This is a genomic window from Clostridium sp. D43t1_170807_H7 (genome assembly GCF_015555905.1).
Lineage (GTDB): Bacteria > Bacillota > Clostridia > Clostridiales > Clostridiaceae > Clostridium.
The window spans coordinates 21246-36479 of sequence record NZ_JADNLK010000007.1 but is presented as its reverse complement, the minus strand read 5'-3'; the positions used below and the strand labels follow the sequence as shown (position 1 = coordinate 36479).

The following is a 15234-nucleotide window of genomic DNA, read 5'->3' as shown; positions in this document are numbered from 1 at the left end:
ATTAGCAGTTCACCTCCTTCGTTGAATTACATCTCTTCTAATTTTTTAACAACATCTTCTAGTTTAACACCTCTAGATGCCTTAATTAATACTACGTCATCTAGTTTAACAATATTTTTCAACTCTTTTATGCATTCCTCTTTAGTGTTATACATAATTATATTATCATTGTTAAATCCATCTTTAAAGTTTTTAATATATCTACCTATAACTATTAAGATATCAACTTTATCTTTTGCATATTCTCCTACTTCAAAATGAGCTCTTTCTGATTCATCTCCTAATTCGTACATATCACCTAAAATTGCAACCTTTCTACAATTTTTATAAGCTGAAAGTACGTCTAAAGAAGACCTCATCGAATCAGGACTTGCATTATAGCAATCATTTATTATTGTAAGTCCTTCTTTTTTTATAACTTGTAATCTCATTGAAGTAGCTTCTAAATTTTCAAGTCCTTTAACCATTTGTTTAAAAGAAACATTTAAACACTTTGCAACTTCAATTGCAAGCATTGTATTTAATACATTATGCTTACCTGCCATTGGTAGATTAAATACAGCTTCTTCACCAAAAGCATGAGCTAAAAACTCTGTTTCCTCTTCTCTTAATATAATATTAGATGCGTAAACATCATATTCATGATTATAACCAATTTTTTTAACTTTAAATACATTTGATGAAATATTTTGTAATAGTTTATCTTCACCATTGACAATTAATGTATTTCCCTCATCAAAGAAAGTAGAAATTTCCATTTTTGCTTTTAAAATATTTTCTTGTGTCTTTAAATTCTCTATATGTGATAATCCAATGTTAGTTATAACGGCAAGATCAGGTCTAGCAACACTTGCAAGTAATTCTATCTCACCTAAAGAACTCATTCCCATTTCTAATACAGCTACATCAAATTCTGAAGTTAGCTCTAATATCATAAGTGGTAGTCCTATATCATTATTGAAATTTCCTTTTGTCTTAAACACTTTATACTTATCACTTAGAAGAGCTGCTATTAAATCTTTAGTTGATGTTTTTCCTGTTGAACCAGTAACTCCAACAACCTTAAGCCCTAATTTTTGTCTATAAAACTTAGCTAAATTCAATAATGCTTCTCTCGTATCTTTTACTTTTATTATAGCACCTTTATTTTCCGCTTCTTTTAAGTCAAATTTAACTTCATCTATTATTACAACAGATGCTCCATTTTCTAAAGCCTTCATTGCAAAATCATTTCCATTAAAATTAGCTCCCTTAATTGCTAAGAAAACATTATTTTTCTCTATTTTTCTTGTGTCAATACATAACTTATTAAAATTAATCTCTTCCTTCTGTACAATAACTTCTCCGTCTATTGCATTTAGCATTTCCTTAAAAGTCATTTCCATAATAATCACTCTACCTTCATCTTTCAAATATTATTTTTCTATTTACTAAGTATGCTTCTTTTAATTATAGACATTCATATATCTTCTTATTCTAAAAGAAAAATATTTCATCTATACACAAATTTAGCATGTGAATCTACCACATGCTAAAAAATAAAATCTTAATCTCCATACTCAGCACTCAATGTTAACTTTACAGTAGTACCTTCTGAAATTAGTTCCCCACTAGGAATATTTTGATTTATTACTACTCCATCTCCTTGAAGTGTATATTTTATTCCTAAGCTCTCTAAAAGCTCTACAGCTGATTCTTTTGAATAACCTTTTACATCAGGCATGACAACATCTTTATTATATGTTGCATTTTCATCTGTGTAAAGATTTATTGTAGACCCTTCCTTTATTGTATATCCTGGATAAGGTTGCATGTTTGTTATTGTTTCCCCATCTCCCTCTACAGTACACTCTAAACTATATTCTTTTAGTAAATCTTTGGCCTCTGAAACTGATAATCCCCTTAACTCTGGAATAACTATATCTTTTAATATTATGTTTTCATCTTGTGAAAACTCACTATCTAAATAATTAAATATATCCTCTAATAAGATTTTACCTAAAGGAGCTGTTACTGTACCAGCATAGTATGCACCATTACTTGGCTCATCTATACTTAAAAATACAGTTATTTGAGGATTTTCAACTGTTGCAAATCCTGCCATAGATGATATATACTTTCCTGATTCATAAGATCCTGTTAAAGGATTAACCTTTTGTGCAGTACCTGTTTTAGCTCCAATATGATATCCTTCTATATAAGCTTTATTAGATCCACCTTGATTTACTGTTCTTTCTAAATAATCTCTTAAAGTAGCAGCTGTCTCTTCAGAAATTACATTTTCTGTAGTCTTTGGTTCAAATACTTCATCAACTATTGTATTTCCATTACTATCTACATGACTAATGGATTTCATTACATGGGGTTGTATCAATGTTCCACCATTAACTATTGCATTGAATGCTGTCATATATTGAACAGCATTAACTGTATTTGTTTGACCGAAAGATATTGTTGCAAGGTCAGCATCATTCATATTCTCTGCTGATTTTATTATTCCCCTTGCTTCTCCTGGTAAATCGACTCCAGAAACTTGTCCGAATCCAAATTTTTTAATATATTCAACAAGTTTTTCTGCACCAATTTTTTCTCCCAATTTCATAAACCCAACGTTACATGAATTTTGAAGAATTTCAGGCAAGATTTGACTTCCATGTCCTGATCTTTTCCAACAATGAATAGTATGTGGCCCTACTTGTAAACTACCCCCACACTCAAAAGTATCAGATTCTGAAACTAGTCCTTCCTCTATAGCTGTTGACATAGTAATTACCTTAAATATTGATCCTGGTTCAAATGTATCATTAACCAAACTATTTCTCCACATCTTTTGAAGTTTTTCAGCATCAGTTTCACCTGTGAAATCTTCATATCCTTCAAATGGATTATTAGGATCAAAGTCTGGTTCGTTAACCATAGCTAATATCTCTCCATTTTGTGGATTCATTATAAGTATAGAAACTCTTTTTGCTTTATTATCAACAAGACCTTTTTCAGCTACTTTTTCAGCTATAGCGTGTAAATTTTTATCTATAGTTAATGTTACATCTTTACCATCAATAGGTGCAGTAAAGTTTGATATTGTATAATCTAAGGCCTCGCTATTTCTATCTAACTCAGTAATCCTTATTCCTGGAACCCCTGAAAGATATTCATTATATTGAAGTTCTACACCTGTTAATCCTTGTCCATCACTATTTGTACTTCCTAATACATGTGATAAGAATTGTCCTTCTGGATAATATCTTTGAGTATCTGGAGATACTATAACACCTTGAATATTTAACTCATTAACTTTATCAGCCAAGTCCTTATCTATTCTTCTTACTAAAGTAGCTGAACCTGCATCACTACCATTTGCAAGCTTAGTTTCAAGTTTCTCCTTAACTTTAGTAGTATCCATATCTACTGCTTCTGCAATTAAAGGTGCAATATCATCAGTAGTCTTTTCATTCTTCTTTAAATATTGTCTAATAGAATTCAAGTCAAAATCTATTCTGTAAACATTAGCTGACACAGCTAATTCATTACCATTTCTATCTAAAATTCTACCTCTTCTTGCATCTATTCTAACTTCACTTGTCCATTGCTCTTCGGCTCTACTAGAGTAATCTTCTCTTTTAACAATCATAATATAGGATAACCTAATAATTAGCAAGGCAAACACAGCAGTAATAAACCATAGAGCCAACACCATCCTTTTACGCATGACTGCTCTATCCTTAAACCCTTTCTTATTCATATTAAATTCCTCCAAGGAACACTTAATTAATGAATAATTAGAGTTTAAAATACTACTACTAAGATATACCTTGAGTCTACATTTCTATAAATTATCCATTAATTAAATGCTGCTATAATTTTTTGTAGTAAACCACTCTTCTTGCTTTCCTCATTTTTTAAATGTGAAAAGTATTCTTTTGACATATCAATACTTATAGTACTTTCAGAACTTGGATAAACCATTCCTAATTCATTTTCTGCTGTGCTTTTTATTTTATCGAATGATGCAAACTTTAGCATATCTACATTAATTGCTGCATTTACATCCTCTTCTTCTTTCATATTACCTTCTAAAATTAATAATTGCTTTTGAAGATCATGTATCTTTCCATCTAGATATAAAGTTGTAGCTCCTAATGCAAACATAACTGTAGCAATTGTTAAGCCACTAACTAAAAGATTTTTTCTCTTTTGATAAGCTTGTCGTTCTCTCTCTTTTCTTTGTATATCTCTTTTTTTATCTTGTTCCTTAACTTTTCTCTCTGGTGCTAAAGCTGTATTTCCTCTTATATAATCATATTCCCTAACTCCCATTTTATTCACATCCCTGCCAACTTTCATAATATTTATATTTTTTCTACTACTCTTAATTTTGCACTTCTACTTCTTGGATTCATTTCAACTTCTTCTTTTGAAGGCTCTATTGCTTTTCTTGTTATAACTTTTACTTTTGCTTTTTCTCCACAAACACAAATTGGAAATTCCTTTGGACATCTACAAGATACGGCTAAATCTCTAAATTTATTTTTAACTATTCTATCCTCCAGAGAATGGAAAGTGATTATAGCCATTCTTCCACCTTTATTTAGTTTATTAACACCATCTTCTATTGCTTTATTTAGAATTGATAATTCACTATTTACTTCAATTCTAATAGCTTGAAAAGTTCTTTTTGCTGGGTGAGGTCCTTCTCTTCTCGCCTTTGCTGGAATTGCATCCTTTATTATGTCAACTAGCTCTAATGTAGTTTCTATATTTTTTTCACTTCTTCTAATTACAATAAAACTAGCTATTCTCTTAGCAAACTTCTCTTCACCATAATCTCTTATGATTCTATATAGTTCTTCTTCACTATACTCGTTAACAACTTCATAGGCAGAAAAACTATTTTCTCTATTCATTCTCATATCCAAAGGGGCATCTTTCATATAACTAAAGCCTCTTTCACCTTCATCTAATTGATAGGAGGAAACTCCTAAGTCCATTAGAATACCATCTACTTTTTCAATTTCAAGCCCTTCTAAGATTGCTCCTATATTATGAAAATTGTTATGTACAAAAGTAACATTTGAATAATTCTGTAACCTTTTACCTGCTGCCTTTAATGCATCTTTATCTTGGTCTATACCTATAAGTCTTCCTTCAGTTGATAATCTTTTTAGAATCTCAGAAGAATGACCTGCTCCTCCTAATGTACCATCAACATAAATACCATTTTCTTTAATATTAAGTGCTTCTAAACATTCATTCAGTAAAACTGATATGTGATTAAATTCCATTCTTTCTAACTCCTTATATTCCTAAATCGCCCATTTTTTTCAGCAATTGAATTAAAATCTATATTGGACTCATTATATTCTTGCCATTTTTCCTTGCTCTATATCTCTACTCTAGTTAAGGCTCCTATACTTACTATATCCTTTTCTATCCTTGCATATTCTTTTAGGTTTAATGGAATTAATCTCTTCCTTGTTTGTCAGTTTCCACTTCACATGCACCTGAAAAGATAAATCTTACAAATGCTCGTGCATCTTTATTAGTAAGTGGTAACTTTTTAAGTTTTTCCTCAAGTATTTTCCATTCGTTTTCCGGGTAAGTGTAAAGACATCCATCAATCCCTTTAGTAATTACGAACCTTCCCCCTAGTTCATCTCTTAATTTTGCTGGTACAATCATTCTATTTGCGCTATCCAAACTATGTGAATATTTGCCAATAAACATTTTGAACCTCCATTAAGTAATACTAAACTACTTTTAACCACTTTACACCACTATATATATATTCTATAAAATTATTCGCTTTCCTTCAAGATATATTTACGTAAAATAGTATTTTTTTCTTATGCTAAACGTAGAAAAATCAATAGTTTCAGCTATTTTAAAGTATAAGTAATAACACCCCTTATTTTTGTTCCATTTTATGGAAATAAGTGGCGATATTAGTCTTTTTTTCTTTTTATTTGTTGTATATTTTTTCACAAAAATAGGAACTGCTAAAACAGTTCCTATTTTATAAATATCCATTATACGTTAAATCTGAAGTTTACTACATCTCCATCTTTCATTACGTATTCTTTACCTTCAAGTCTGTATAATCCTTTTTCTTTAGCTGCCGCTTCTGAACCACATTCAACCAAATCATCATAAGCTACAACTTCTGCTCTTATAAATCCTCTTTCTATGTCAGAGTGGATTTTACCTGCTGCTGCTGGAGCCTTAGTACCTTCTTTTATAGTCCAAGCTCTAACTTCTTGAACACCAGCTGTTAAATAACTTATTAATCCTAATAATCTATAAGATGCTCTTATTAGCTTATCTAACCCTGATTCTTCTATTCCATACTCTTCTAGCATTTCAGCTTTTTCTTCTTCATCTAATCCTGATAATTCTTCTTCAAGTTTAGCACATACAACAACTACTCCTGAATTTTCATTTGCTGCATATTCTTTAACCATCTTAACATATTTATTTTCAAGATTTCCACTCATCATATCATCTTCTGATATATTACAAGAATATAATACTGGCTTAGAAGTTATCATGAATAAAGATTTAACAAAAGCTTCTTCATCTTCATTTAATTCTAATGTTCTAATTGGCTTATTAGCTTCTAAATGAGCTTTAACCTTTTCCATTATTTCATATTCTGCTTTAGCTTTCTTATCACCAGATCTAGCAAGCTTTACGCCTTTTTCCATTCTTCTTTCTAAAACTTCTAAGTCTGCAAATATAAGCTCTAAGTTAATAGTTTCTATATCTCTAATTGGGTCTACTGAACCTTCAACATGAACTACATTTTCATCTTCAAAACATCTAACTGCATGTACTATAGCTTCTACTTCTCTGATATGTGATAAGAATTTATTTCCTAATCCTTCACCTTTTGAAGCTCCTTTAACTAATCCTGCAATATCATAAAATTCTACAGCAGTATAAACTTTTCTCTTTGTACCATACATTTTTTCTAATACGTCTAATCTCTTATCTGGTACACTAACAACACCAACGTTTGGTTCTATTGTACAGAATGGGTAGTTTGCTGATTCTGCTCCTGCCTTTGTTATAGCATTAAATAATGTACTTTTTCCTACGTTTGGTAGTCCTACAATCCCTAATCTCATCTATATAACATCCTTTCGACCTTACTAATACTTCTAAGATTATACTCTAGAACTAATTTAATTTCAACGATAAAATATTCGTTTATTCTCCATACTTTTCAAAAATGCTATAATCCATTGAAATTTACCACTTTTCTTTAATCATTCTAAATTCCCTATATATTTTTTCTTTCATTTTATATTCAAATGAATTTAACTAAAAATCCCACCATTTTATCACTATCATATATGCCTAATGGATATAACTCTTCTTCTCATGCTGTCTTTTTTTAGCTCATATGCCATAAATGTATCAAAGTTTTCACAATCTACAGTTGTAATATTAAAATGATCACAAGTCTTAAAACCTATTCTAGGATAGTATTCATGTTCACCAATGCATGCCCTATTCCTTGCTTCTGATAGTCTTCTGCCACCCAAAGCTCAGTAATTCTTAAACGAGAATATACCCCTTCCATTTTTCTTTTTCTAAATGTATTATTTCATATCCCATCATTTCCACCTCTCCTAAAATAATTCATCTAAAAGTATATAGTATCTAATCTTATCCCAATTTGGTTCAATTCCCAATTCATGAAAAAGAATATCTGCATTAAATCCTTCATAAACTTCTCCACCATACCTACCCTCAAAATTATGAACTAAACTTCTATAGCACAATGCTATATCCTGATATTTATCACCTATTCCACATCTCCCCAAATCAATAAAACCACTTATCTTATTGTTATCAATAAAGATATTAGGCAAACAATAATCACCATGAGATAGCACATAACTTTCATTAGGTTTATTATCCTTTAGCCATTTTAATAACTCCTGTGGTGAACTAAATCCATTTTCTCCATAAGTGTCTTGTTCTACATTATCCATAGAGCAAAGGTTACTTAAAACACGTTCTTGTGCAAATTTTAATTTATTGTCTATTGAACTATCACAAGGGCAATCTGATATATCTACTGCCCAAAGCATTTTTAAACCTTCTACCAATACCTTTACTAATAACTCTGGCTTTCTTAAAAATTCTGATCCACAAGACATACTTCCTCTTACTTTGCTCATAAGCAAATAATTTTTATTATTCAACTTTTCTGAGCATATAACTTTAGGAACTGGAAGCTTATCAGCAAGCCACTGCATCATTTTACTTTCCTTCTCTGATTCTTCACACTGATTTTCTATTTTAAGAACCATATCATGAAAACAAATCACCTTTGAATCAGACATTCCAACAGTGTCAACTTCAAAACTTTTATTACCTATAAACCTCTTTATATTATCTGGTATATTCATATTCCACACCTCCCTAATTTGAGCTCCTTAGTTAAGTGAAAAGCTAAGAATATCATACTAAGACCACACTCTTAACTTCTCACCATCAACAAGCTAACTCTAATTTTTAATTCCTAACTATCTAAGCTCCTTCACTTAAGAAGTTATATTGTGCCATATAAAGCTCATAATAACTTCCTTTTTTCTTTAGAAGTTCTTCATGATTTCCAACCTCTTCAATTTCGCCATCATTTATGACCATAATCTTATCACAATCTCTAATAGTAGAAAGTCTATGAGCTACTACAAATGAAGTTCTTCCATGGAGAATCTTTTCTATTCCTTCCTGAACTAACTTCTCTGTCTGAGTGTCAATATTAGAAGTTGCTTCGTCTAAAATTAATATTCTTGGATTTGCAAGAAGTGCTCTTGCAAAAGATATAAGTTGCCTTTGTCCTAAAGAAAGCCTTGAACCTCTTTCATTAACTTCGGTATCATACCCTTTTTCTAATTCCATAATAAATTTATGAGCATTTACAGCCTTAGCTGCATTAATAACCTCTTCATCAGTAGCATCAAGTCTTCCATACCTTATATTTTCCATAATTGAATCAGAAAATAAGAATGTATCCTGAAGCATAATTCCCATTTGACTTCTCAAACTCTCTAAGTCAACATTTTTAATATCTTTTCCATCTACTAAAATTTTTCCTTTAGTTGGATCATAAAATCTACTTAATAATGAAACTATTGTACTCTTACCAGCCCCTGTAGGACCAACTAAAGCAATCTTTTCTCCTTTTGAAACTTTAAAACTTACATTTTTCAACACTTCATTTTCATCATCATAAGAAAAAGTAACATTTTTAAATTCTACATTACCTTGAATTCTTCCAATTGGTTTAGCATTTAAATAATTTTTTATAACAGGTTCTACATCTAATATGTCAAAAATTCTATCTGCTGCTGAAAAATTTGTAATTAAAGTATTATAAAAACTTGAAAGATTCATAATAGGTCTCCAGAACATACCAACATACATTGAAAATGCTATTAAAGTACCTATTTCTATTTCACCACTTTTTATTAAAAAGTATCCTACAGCAAAAACTACAAGAGTTCCTACACCCCAAGATAATTCTACTAATGGCCAAAAGCAATCATTTAATCTTACTGCTTTTATAAATGAATCACTTAATTCTCCTACCATATCTTTAAAATTATTTTCTGTTCCCTTTTCTCTAGCAAAACCTTGTACAACTTTTATTCCTGAAAAATCTTCATGAGTAAAACCATTTAAATTAGAACGTTTATTTCTATAAATTTCCCATCTTCTTCTTGAATAAATTTCTATCCAAAACATTGCAAATCCTAATAAAGGAAGTAATGCAATTGAAGCTAAAGCTAATTTAACATTAAGCACAAACATTATTACTGCAACACAAAACAAATTAATTATTTGTGGAATAAAAGACTGTATTGCTTGAGAAAATAAATTTTTTAAAGCATTAACATCTCCAACAACTCTTGCAAGTATTTTTCCTACTGGTCTACTATCAAAAAAATCAAAAGATAAATATTGGATATGACTGTATAACTCATGTCTTATATTGACTAAAATATTATTAGTTATGCTAGTTATCATATTCCATCTTATTTTGGATAATTCCCAAGCTACTAAATTTAATGATAATAATGAAACTCCTATTACTATCAAACCATTAACCTTTCTACTACCTACGTAATCATCTATAGCAATCTTTAATAATAATGGATTTACTATTTCACATATCATTACAAATATCATTAATAGCACTACTAAAAAAGATTTTAATTTATATGGCTTAAGATAGGTTAATAACTTAATTGTTATTTCACTTTTGCTACGTCTCATAACTTCTTCATCTTTATTTATATTGTTCTGCATCTTATATAACCTCCTTTTCTAAAACATTAAAATCTTTAAACTGCTCACAATAAATATCATAGTAAGCACCTTTTAATTTTAATAACTCTTCATGAGTTCCTTTTTCTTTTATTTCACCATCTTCTAAATAAACTATTAAATCTGAATTTTTAACTGCTGAAATTCTATGAGCAACTATAAAAGTTGTACTTTGTTTTTCCATTCCAGATAAATTTCTTAATAGTTCTTGCTCTGTTTCCATATCTAAAGCTGAAGTTGAATCATCTAAAATTAAAATTGAGGAATTTCTTATTAAAGCTCTAGAAATAGATATTCTTTGCTTTTGTCCTCCTGAAAGTCCTATTCCTCTTTCTCCTATTTCAGTATTAAAACCTTCATCTAAAGCTTCTATAAAATCTAAAGAACATGCTAATTTAGAGTATTTTTTTACTTCATCTACATTTGCATTTTCATTACTAAACTTTATATTATTTAAGATAGAATCTGAAAATAAGAAAGTATCTTGTGGTACAATGGCCATACTACTTCTTAAAACTTCTAAATCATAATTTTTAATATCTACATCATCAACTTTTATACTACCTTCTTTTACATCATAATATCTTCCTATAAGATTTAATAAAGTTGATTTTCCCGAACCAGTAGTTCCCATTATAGCTACAGTACTTCCTGCCTTAATATCTAAATTAATATTTTTTAATACTAATTCTTCATTATAGCTAAAGCTAACATTTTCAAATTTAATATCACCCTTAATATTTGTATCCTTTGACGAACCGTTTTTTATTTCAGGCTCTCTTTCTATAATTTCAAATATCTTTTTAGCAGAAGCTAAGTTTCTTGAGATTAAATCTATAAGTTCTCCTAGCATTCTCATGGGCCATATAAGGTTCCATATATATCCACCAAAAGCTGCTAAAACTCCAACTGACATCTCTTCATTCATAACTAAATATCCACCTAAAACTATCATTATTACTAATGAAATATTAGTTAGAAACTCCATCTTAGGAAAATATTTTCCTATTACTTTTGCTTGATTCATATTTAAATCATAGTAAGATTTATTTAATTTTAAAAATCTACTTATCTCATATTTTTCTCTTGAAAAGGCTTTAACTAGCTTTATACCTGCTATATCCTCTTGTGCAGTAGTATTTATTTCAGCAGTCTTATCACTTATTTCTTCATAACATTTACCAAATTTCTTTTCAAGTTGTACTGCAATTAATCCAATTGGAATCATAACTATAAAACATGCCAAAGCTAATTTCCAATTTAGATAAAATAAGATTATTGTTGATATAACAAAATAAATTATATTTTCAACGAAAAGCCTTAGTCCATAACCTATAGTTTGCCATATGTTTTCTGCATCTTCTCCAATTCTTGACATCAGCTCTCCTGTATTCATTTCATCAAAATATTTAAATTCTAATTTTTGAATATGAGTAAAAAGATCATTTTTAATATCTTGATGAACCCAAGTACTCAATAGGTCATATTTAAACTCTTTATTATACCCAAATATTGCTTTAATTACTGAAATACATAATATCTCTCCTAGAACAAAAAATATGCTTTTTTCATTTCCAGCAATAATTCCATCATCTATAAATATTTGTTGCATATATGGAATTAATAAATCAACACCAATAACAATAAGCATTGATATAGTTCCAAAAATCAATGTGCCCTTATACTTTAATACGTACTTAAATACCTTAGTCATTACTGACTCCCCCTTTAGTTTTAAATTTAACGGTCATCCACTTTTTAAATCTCCATTTTCCATAGTTTTACCTCCTTTTATAATAAAAAAAGCCATGGATATACCATGGCTTTTTATCATCATAATATGATTAAATATACTTTTACAAAAATATACAAAAAGGCCATAGCTAATAACCACGACCTCTATTTACTAAGTAAAAAAATTTTATTTAATTTTATACAAACTATTTTTAGTTATATAAAACTATAGAGATAGGGTTATTCTTATTTATTTTATTTTCTTTATAATTTCTAAATTTAATATTTAACATATTCCTACCTCCTAAATAATTTATTCTTTTACCAGTATATTCCTATTGTTTCCATTTGTCAATATTTTCCCTTTACTTTCCTTCAATATTTTTCATATAAATCCCCTCTTTTTTCCACGTGTAATATTTCTTCATATACAAAACATATTAATATAACTTATGAAAGGGAGGATTTAGAATGAGAAAAAATAAGTTATTTGTTTTCATGCTAGCTTTAATTTTGTCAATAAGCTGTTTCTCTTCAATCGCTTTTAGCCACTCTTTAGCTTCAACCTCAGACGATTCAGAATTAAATTGGTATTTTGTGAACAGAGGTAAAGATACCTTACCAGAATGCCCTAAAGAAGCTACAGGACTTTTATCTAAATATGATGCTTATTATTTAGGTGATACTAACGAAAAGGTTATTTATTTAACTTTTGATGAAGGCTATGAAAATGGTTATACACCAAAAATATTAGATGTTTTAAAAGAGGAAAATGTTCCAGCAGCCTTCTTTGTAGTTAAACCTTATATAACTCAAAATCCAGAGATTATAAAAAGAATGGCTGCTGAAGGTCACTTAGTGTGTAATCACTCAAATCATCATCCATCAATGGCAACTATAACTGATCCTGAAAAATTTAAACTTGAATTTACAGATGTTGAAGCAGCTTATAAAGAAATAGTTGGTAGTGATATGCCTAAGTTCTTTAGACCTCCTATGGGAAAATATTCAGTAAACTCTCTAAAGAAAACTAAAGATTTAGGCTATAAAACAATTTTTTGGAGTTTTGCATATAAAGATTGGATTATAGATAATCAACCTAGCGAGGAGGAAGCAATCAAAAAGATTACAAATGGTGTCCATCCTGGTTGTATAATGCTTATACATGCAGTTTCTAAAACTAATACCGCTGTTTTAAAAACTGTAATAGAACAAATCAAAGCTGATGGTTATGAATTCAAATCACTTGATGAACTTCCAGACTATCAATAATCTATTTACTGTATGATTATCCTAAGTATTTCAAATAAAAAAGTCATAATAAATAAGATGTAAAAAACTTATTTATTATGACTTTTATCTTTTATATTCCAAAAGATTTTACTATCTCTGTCTTTTTAACAAGTGATGATTCTATTATTTCTTTACACTCAGTAGGTATATTTTCATATCCTTCTTTGTTTCCTAAACTATTAAAATTAACAAATACATTTACTATAGCACTTTCTATAGCACCATGTAGAAGTATCGCTGCAACTATAGCATCTGAAGTTAAATTTTTATTTCCAAATTCGATTGCAAAATTTATATTATCATAAAATTCTAAAGAATCCTTAGCTAAATTTAATGGTGACTCCATTGCCGCTATTGTTCTTTCTTTAATCATTTGTGATCTATATCTTTTTTCTTCATCAGTATCTTTTGGTAATTTAAATGTATCCATTAACGCTGTAAAGGTATCTCTATCAGCTTCCATATAAGAAACACTTTTGCTTATAAACTGATCACATTTTTCTTTTAATTTTATCATTTTTTCTTTGTTATTGTCATCTAGCTTTTCAAAAGCTTTTTTATCTACAGTAAATGAGTATACCATAGAATTTAATGCTCCTGCTAAAGCAGAAACTAACGCTGCAGTACTTCCACCTCCTGGCGATGATAAATCTGTCTTTAATTCATATAAAAACTTGTCTATTGAATAATCTTTAAAATCCATTCTAACACCCCTTTATTTTATTACTTCTTTATAGACATTTATTATTTTTTTTATTATAACATTTGCACTAAACTTTTCAGTACAATATTTTCTTAATTTCTCTGGTTTATACCCTTTATTATTTTTTCTCATATATTCCATAGCATCACTTAGGTCTTTTATATTATCTATCTCAACTAATATCCCGACATCTTGATTTACTATATCCTCTGCTCCACCATTAAATGTTCCTATTACAGGCTTTCCACTAGCCAATGCTTCAATATATACTACTCCAAAAGTTTCATACCTTGAAGGTAAAACAAAAGCATCGCACTTATTCATCCAATTTGCTACCTCTTCTCTAGATAATGCACCTGTAAATGTCACTTGTTCTTCTATATTTTCACTTTTTACTATACCTTCTAGCCACTCTCTTTGACTTCCATCTCCGCCAATAACTAACCTTACATTTTCACCTTTAAACTTTTTTGAAAAGGCCTTAATCAAAGTATCAAATCCTTTTTCTCCCTCTAAAAATGCAACGCTAAAGAATATAAATTCATCACTATCTTTTTTAATATCTCTTATATTAAAAAGGGATAAATCAACCAAATTACCTATGACCTTTATATCTTTTCTATATGTTAATTCTTCTATTTCTTTTTTAAGTCCATTTCCAACTGCTATTATAGTATCTGCACTTTTATAAGAATTAACTATTCTTTTATAATAACTTTCTCTAACATACTGGCCTCTTTTTACAGAAGAATGTTCAGTAATAACTAAAGGAATATTATATTTTTTTGCTACATAAGCTGCACTTATTCCACCCCATAGTGATGATTGTGCATGTATAACATCAACTTTTCCTTCATTTTTAACAACTTCTTTATATAATTTCTCCATTCTTTTATCAAAAATATTAAACATTAAAGGATGTTTAGGTATAAAGTTATAATTTTTATATCTATAAGTTCTTAATCCTTTTTCAACATTAAAAGATAAACCACTTTTCTCTTTTACTTTTCCCATTAATGTCAATGGCCAAATTTCATTATATGCAACTGTAACCTTTACTCCACTTTCTTGAAGCTTTGTTGCTTGCTCCCTAAAAAAACTACCATGAACTTTATTTCTATTATTATCATACCAAGAAGGTATAAACATTACGTGCATAATAA

The 15234-nt window shown here is 29.3% G+C and carries 12 protein-coding genes and 1 pseudogene; 1 reads left to right on the top strand and 12 read right to left on the bottom strand.

Going from position 1 to position 15234, the window contains the following annotated elements:
• Positions 1-26 precede the first annotated feature (26 nt).
• The 10 genes and pseudogenes from murF to I2E98_RS05800 all read right to left on the bottom strand — a co-directional run bounded on the left by murF (position 27) and on the right by I2E98_RS05800 (position 12055).
• Entirely contained in the window at positions 27-1385 is a 1359-nt protein-coding gene (murF, locus tag I2E98_RS05845; RefSeq protein WP_195468031.1) for a UDP-N-acetylmuramoyl-tripeptide--D-alanyl-D-alanine ligase, read from the bottom strand.
• 161 nt (positions 1386-1546) lie between these two features.
• A complete protein-coding gene (locus I2E98_RS05840; protein ID WP_195468030.1) occupies positions 1547-3742 on the bottom strand; it encodes a stage V sporulation protein D in 2196 nt (731 codons plus the stop codon).
• A 98-nt stretch (positions 3743-3840) separates the two neighbouring features.
• Positions 3841-4317, bottom strand: a complete 477-nt coding sequence (locus tag I2E98_RS05835; RefSeq protein WP_195468029.1) for a hypothetical protein — start codon at positions 4315-4317, stop codon at positions 3841-3843.
• A 32-nt stretch (positions 4318-4349) separates the two neighbouring features.
• Positions 4350-5282: a 16S rRNA (cytosine(1402)-N(4))-methyltransferase RsmH gene (rsmH, locus tag I2E98_RS05830; RefSeq protein ID WP_195468028.1), complete on the bottom strand. Its 933-nt coding sequence runs from the start codon at positions 5280-5282 to the stop codon at positions 4350-4352.
• Positions 5283-5287: 5 nt separating this feature from the next.
• A pseudogene (gene mraZ / locus I2E98_RS05825) lies at positions 5288-5724 on the bottom strand (division/cell wall cluster transcriptional repressor MraZ).
• A gap of 302 nt (positions 5725-6026) precedes the next feature.
• Positions 6027-7124, bottom strand: a complete 1098-nt coding sequence (ychF, locus tag I2E98_RS05820) for a redox-regulated ATPase YchF (protein WP_195468027.1) — start codon at positions 7122-7124, stop codon at positions 6027-6029.
• A 222-nt stretch (positions 7125-7346) separates the two neighbouring features.
• Positions 7347-7544 (bottom strand): hypothetical protein, encoded by a 198-nt coding sequence (locus I2E98_RS05815; RefSeq protein WP_195468026.1) that lies wholly within the window; start codon positions 7542-7544, stop codon positions 7347-7349.
• An 87-nt stretch (positions 7545-7631) separates the two neighbouring features.
• The gene (locus I2E98_RS05810) at positions 7632-8417 is read right to left on the bottom strand and encodes an APH(3') family aminoglycoside O-phosphotransferase (RefSeq protein WP_195468025.1); all 786 of its coding nucleotides are present in this window, start codon (positions 8415-8417) and stop codon (positions 7632-7634) included.
• Between the two features lie 121 nt (positions 8418-8538).
• Positions 8539-10323 carry an ABC transporter ATP-binding protein gene (locus tag I2E98_RS05805; protein WP_195468024.1) on the bottom strand — a complete coding sequence of 595 codons (1785 nt, stop codon included), beginning with the start codon at positions 10321-10323 and terminating at the stop codon, positions 8539-8541.
• A 1-nt stretch (position 10324) separates the two neighbouring features.
• Positions 10325-12055 carry an ABC transporter ATP-binding protein gene (locus I2E98_RS05800; protein ID WP_195468023.1) on the bottom strand — a complete coding sequence of 577 codons (1731 nt, stop codon included), beginning with the start codon at positions 12053-12055 and terminating at the stop codon, positions 10325-10327.
• 491 nt (positions 12056-12546) lie between these two features.
• On the opposite strand from I2E98_RS05800, the gene pdaA reads away from it, so the two are divergent.
• Positions 12547-13347, top strand: a complete 801-nt coding sequence (gene pdaA, locus I2E98_RS05795; protein WP_195468022.1) for a delta-lactam-biosynthetic de-N-acetylase — start codon at positions 12547-12549, stop codon at positions 13345-13347.
• Positions 13348-13438: 91 nt separating this feature from the next.
• On the opposite strand, the gene I2E98_RS05790 is transcribed toward pdaA, so the two are convergent.
• Together I2E98_RS05790 and I2E98_RS05785 are read right to left on the bottom strand one after the other, a co-directional pair.
• Positions 13439-14071 (bottom strand): cyclodeaminase/cyclohydrolase family protein, encoded by a 633-nt coding sequence (locus tag I2E98_RS05790; protein ID WP_195468021.1) that lies wholly within the window; start codon positions 14069-14071, stop codon positions 13439-13441.
• A 12-nt stretch (positions 14072-14083) separates the two neighbouring features.
• Positions 14084-15229, bottom strand: a complete 1146-nt coding sequence (locus I2E98_RS05785) for a glycosyltransferase (protein WP_195468020.1) — start codon at positions 15227-15229, stop codon at positions 14084-14086.
• Positions 15230-15234 lie beyond the last annotated feature (5 nt).

Bases quoted from the DNA above. Each gene is read 5' to 3' on its own strand.
- murF (WP_195468031.1), bottom strand. From the start codon at position 1,385: ATGGAAATGACTTTTAAGGAAATGCTAAATGCAATAGACGGAGAAGTT.
- I2E98_RS05840 (WP_195468030.1), bottom strand. From the start codon at position 3,742: ATGAATAAGAAAGGGTTTAAGGATAGAGCAGTCATGCGTAAAAGGATG.
- I2E98_RS05835 (WP_195468029.1), bottom strand. From the start codon at position 4,317: ATGGGAGTTAGGGAATATGATTATATAAGAGGAAATACAGCTTTAGCA.
- rsmH (WP_195468028.1), bottom strand. From the start codon at position 5,282: ATGGAATTTAATCACATATCAGTTTTACTGAATGAATGTTTAGAAGCA.
- ychF (WP_195468027.1), bottom strand. From the start codon at position 7,124: ATGAGATTAGGGATTGTAGGACTACCAAACGTAGGAAAAAGTACATTA.
- I2E98_RS05810 (WP_195468025.1), bottom strand. From the start codon at position 8,417: ATGAATATACCAGATAATATAAAGAGGTTTATAGGTAATAAAAGTTTT.
- I2E98_RS05805 (WP_195468024.1), bottom strand. From the start codon at position 10,323: ATGCAGAACAATATAAATAAAGATGAAGAAGTTATGAGACGTAGCAAA.
- I2E98_RS05800 (WP_195468023.1), bottom strand. From the start codon at position 12,055: ATGACTAAGGTATTTAAGTACGTATTAAAGTATAAGGGCACATTGATT.
- pdaA (WP_195468022.1), top strand. From the start codon at position 12,547: ATGAGAAAAAATAAGTTATTTGTTTTCATGCTAGCTTTAATTTTGTCA.
- I2E98_RS05790 (WP_195468021.1), bottom strand. From the start codon at position 14,071: ATGGATTTTAAAGATTATTCAATAGACAAGTTTTTATATGAATTAAAG.
- I2E98_RS05785 (WP_195468020.1), bottom strand. From the start codon at position 15,229: ATGCACGTAATGTTTATACCTTCTTGGTATGATAATAATAGAAATAAA.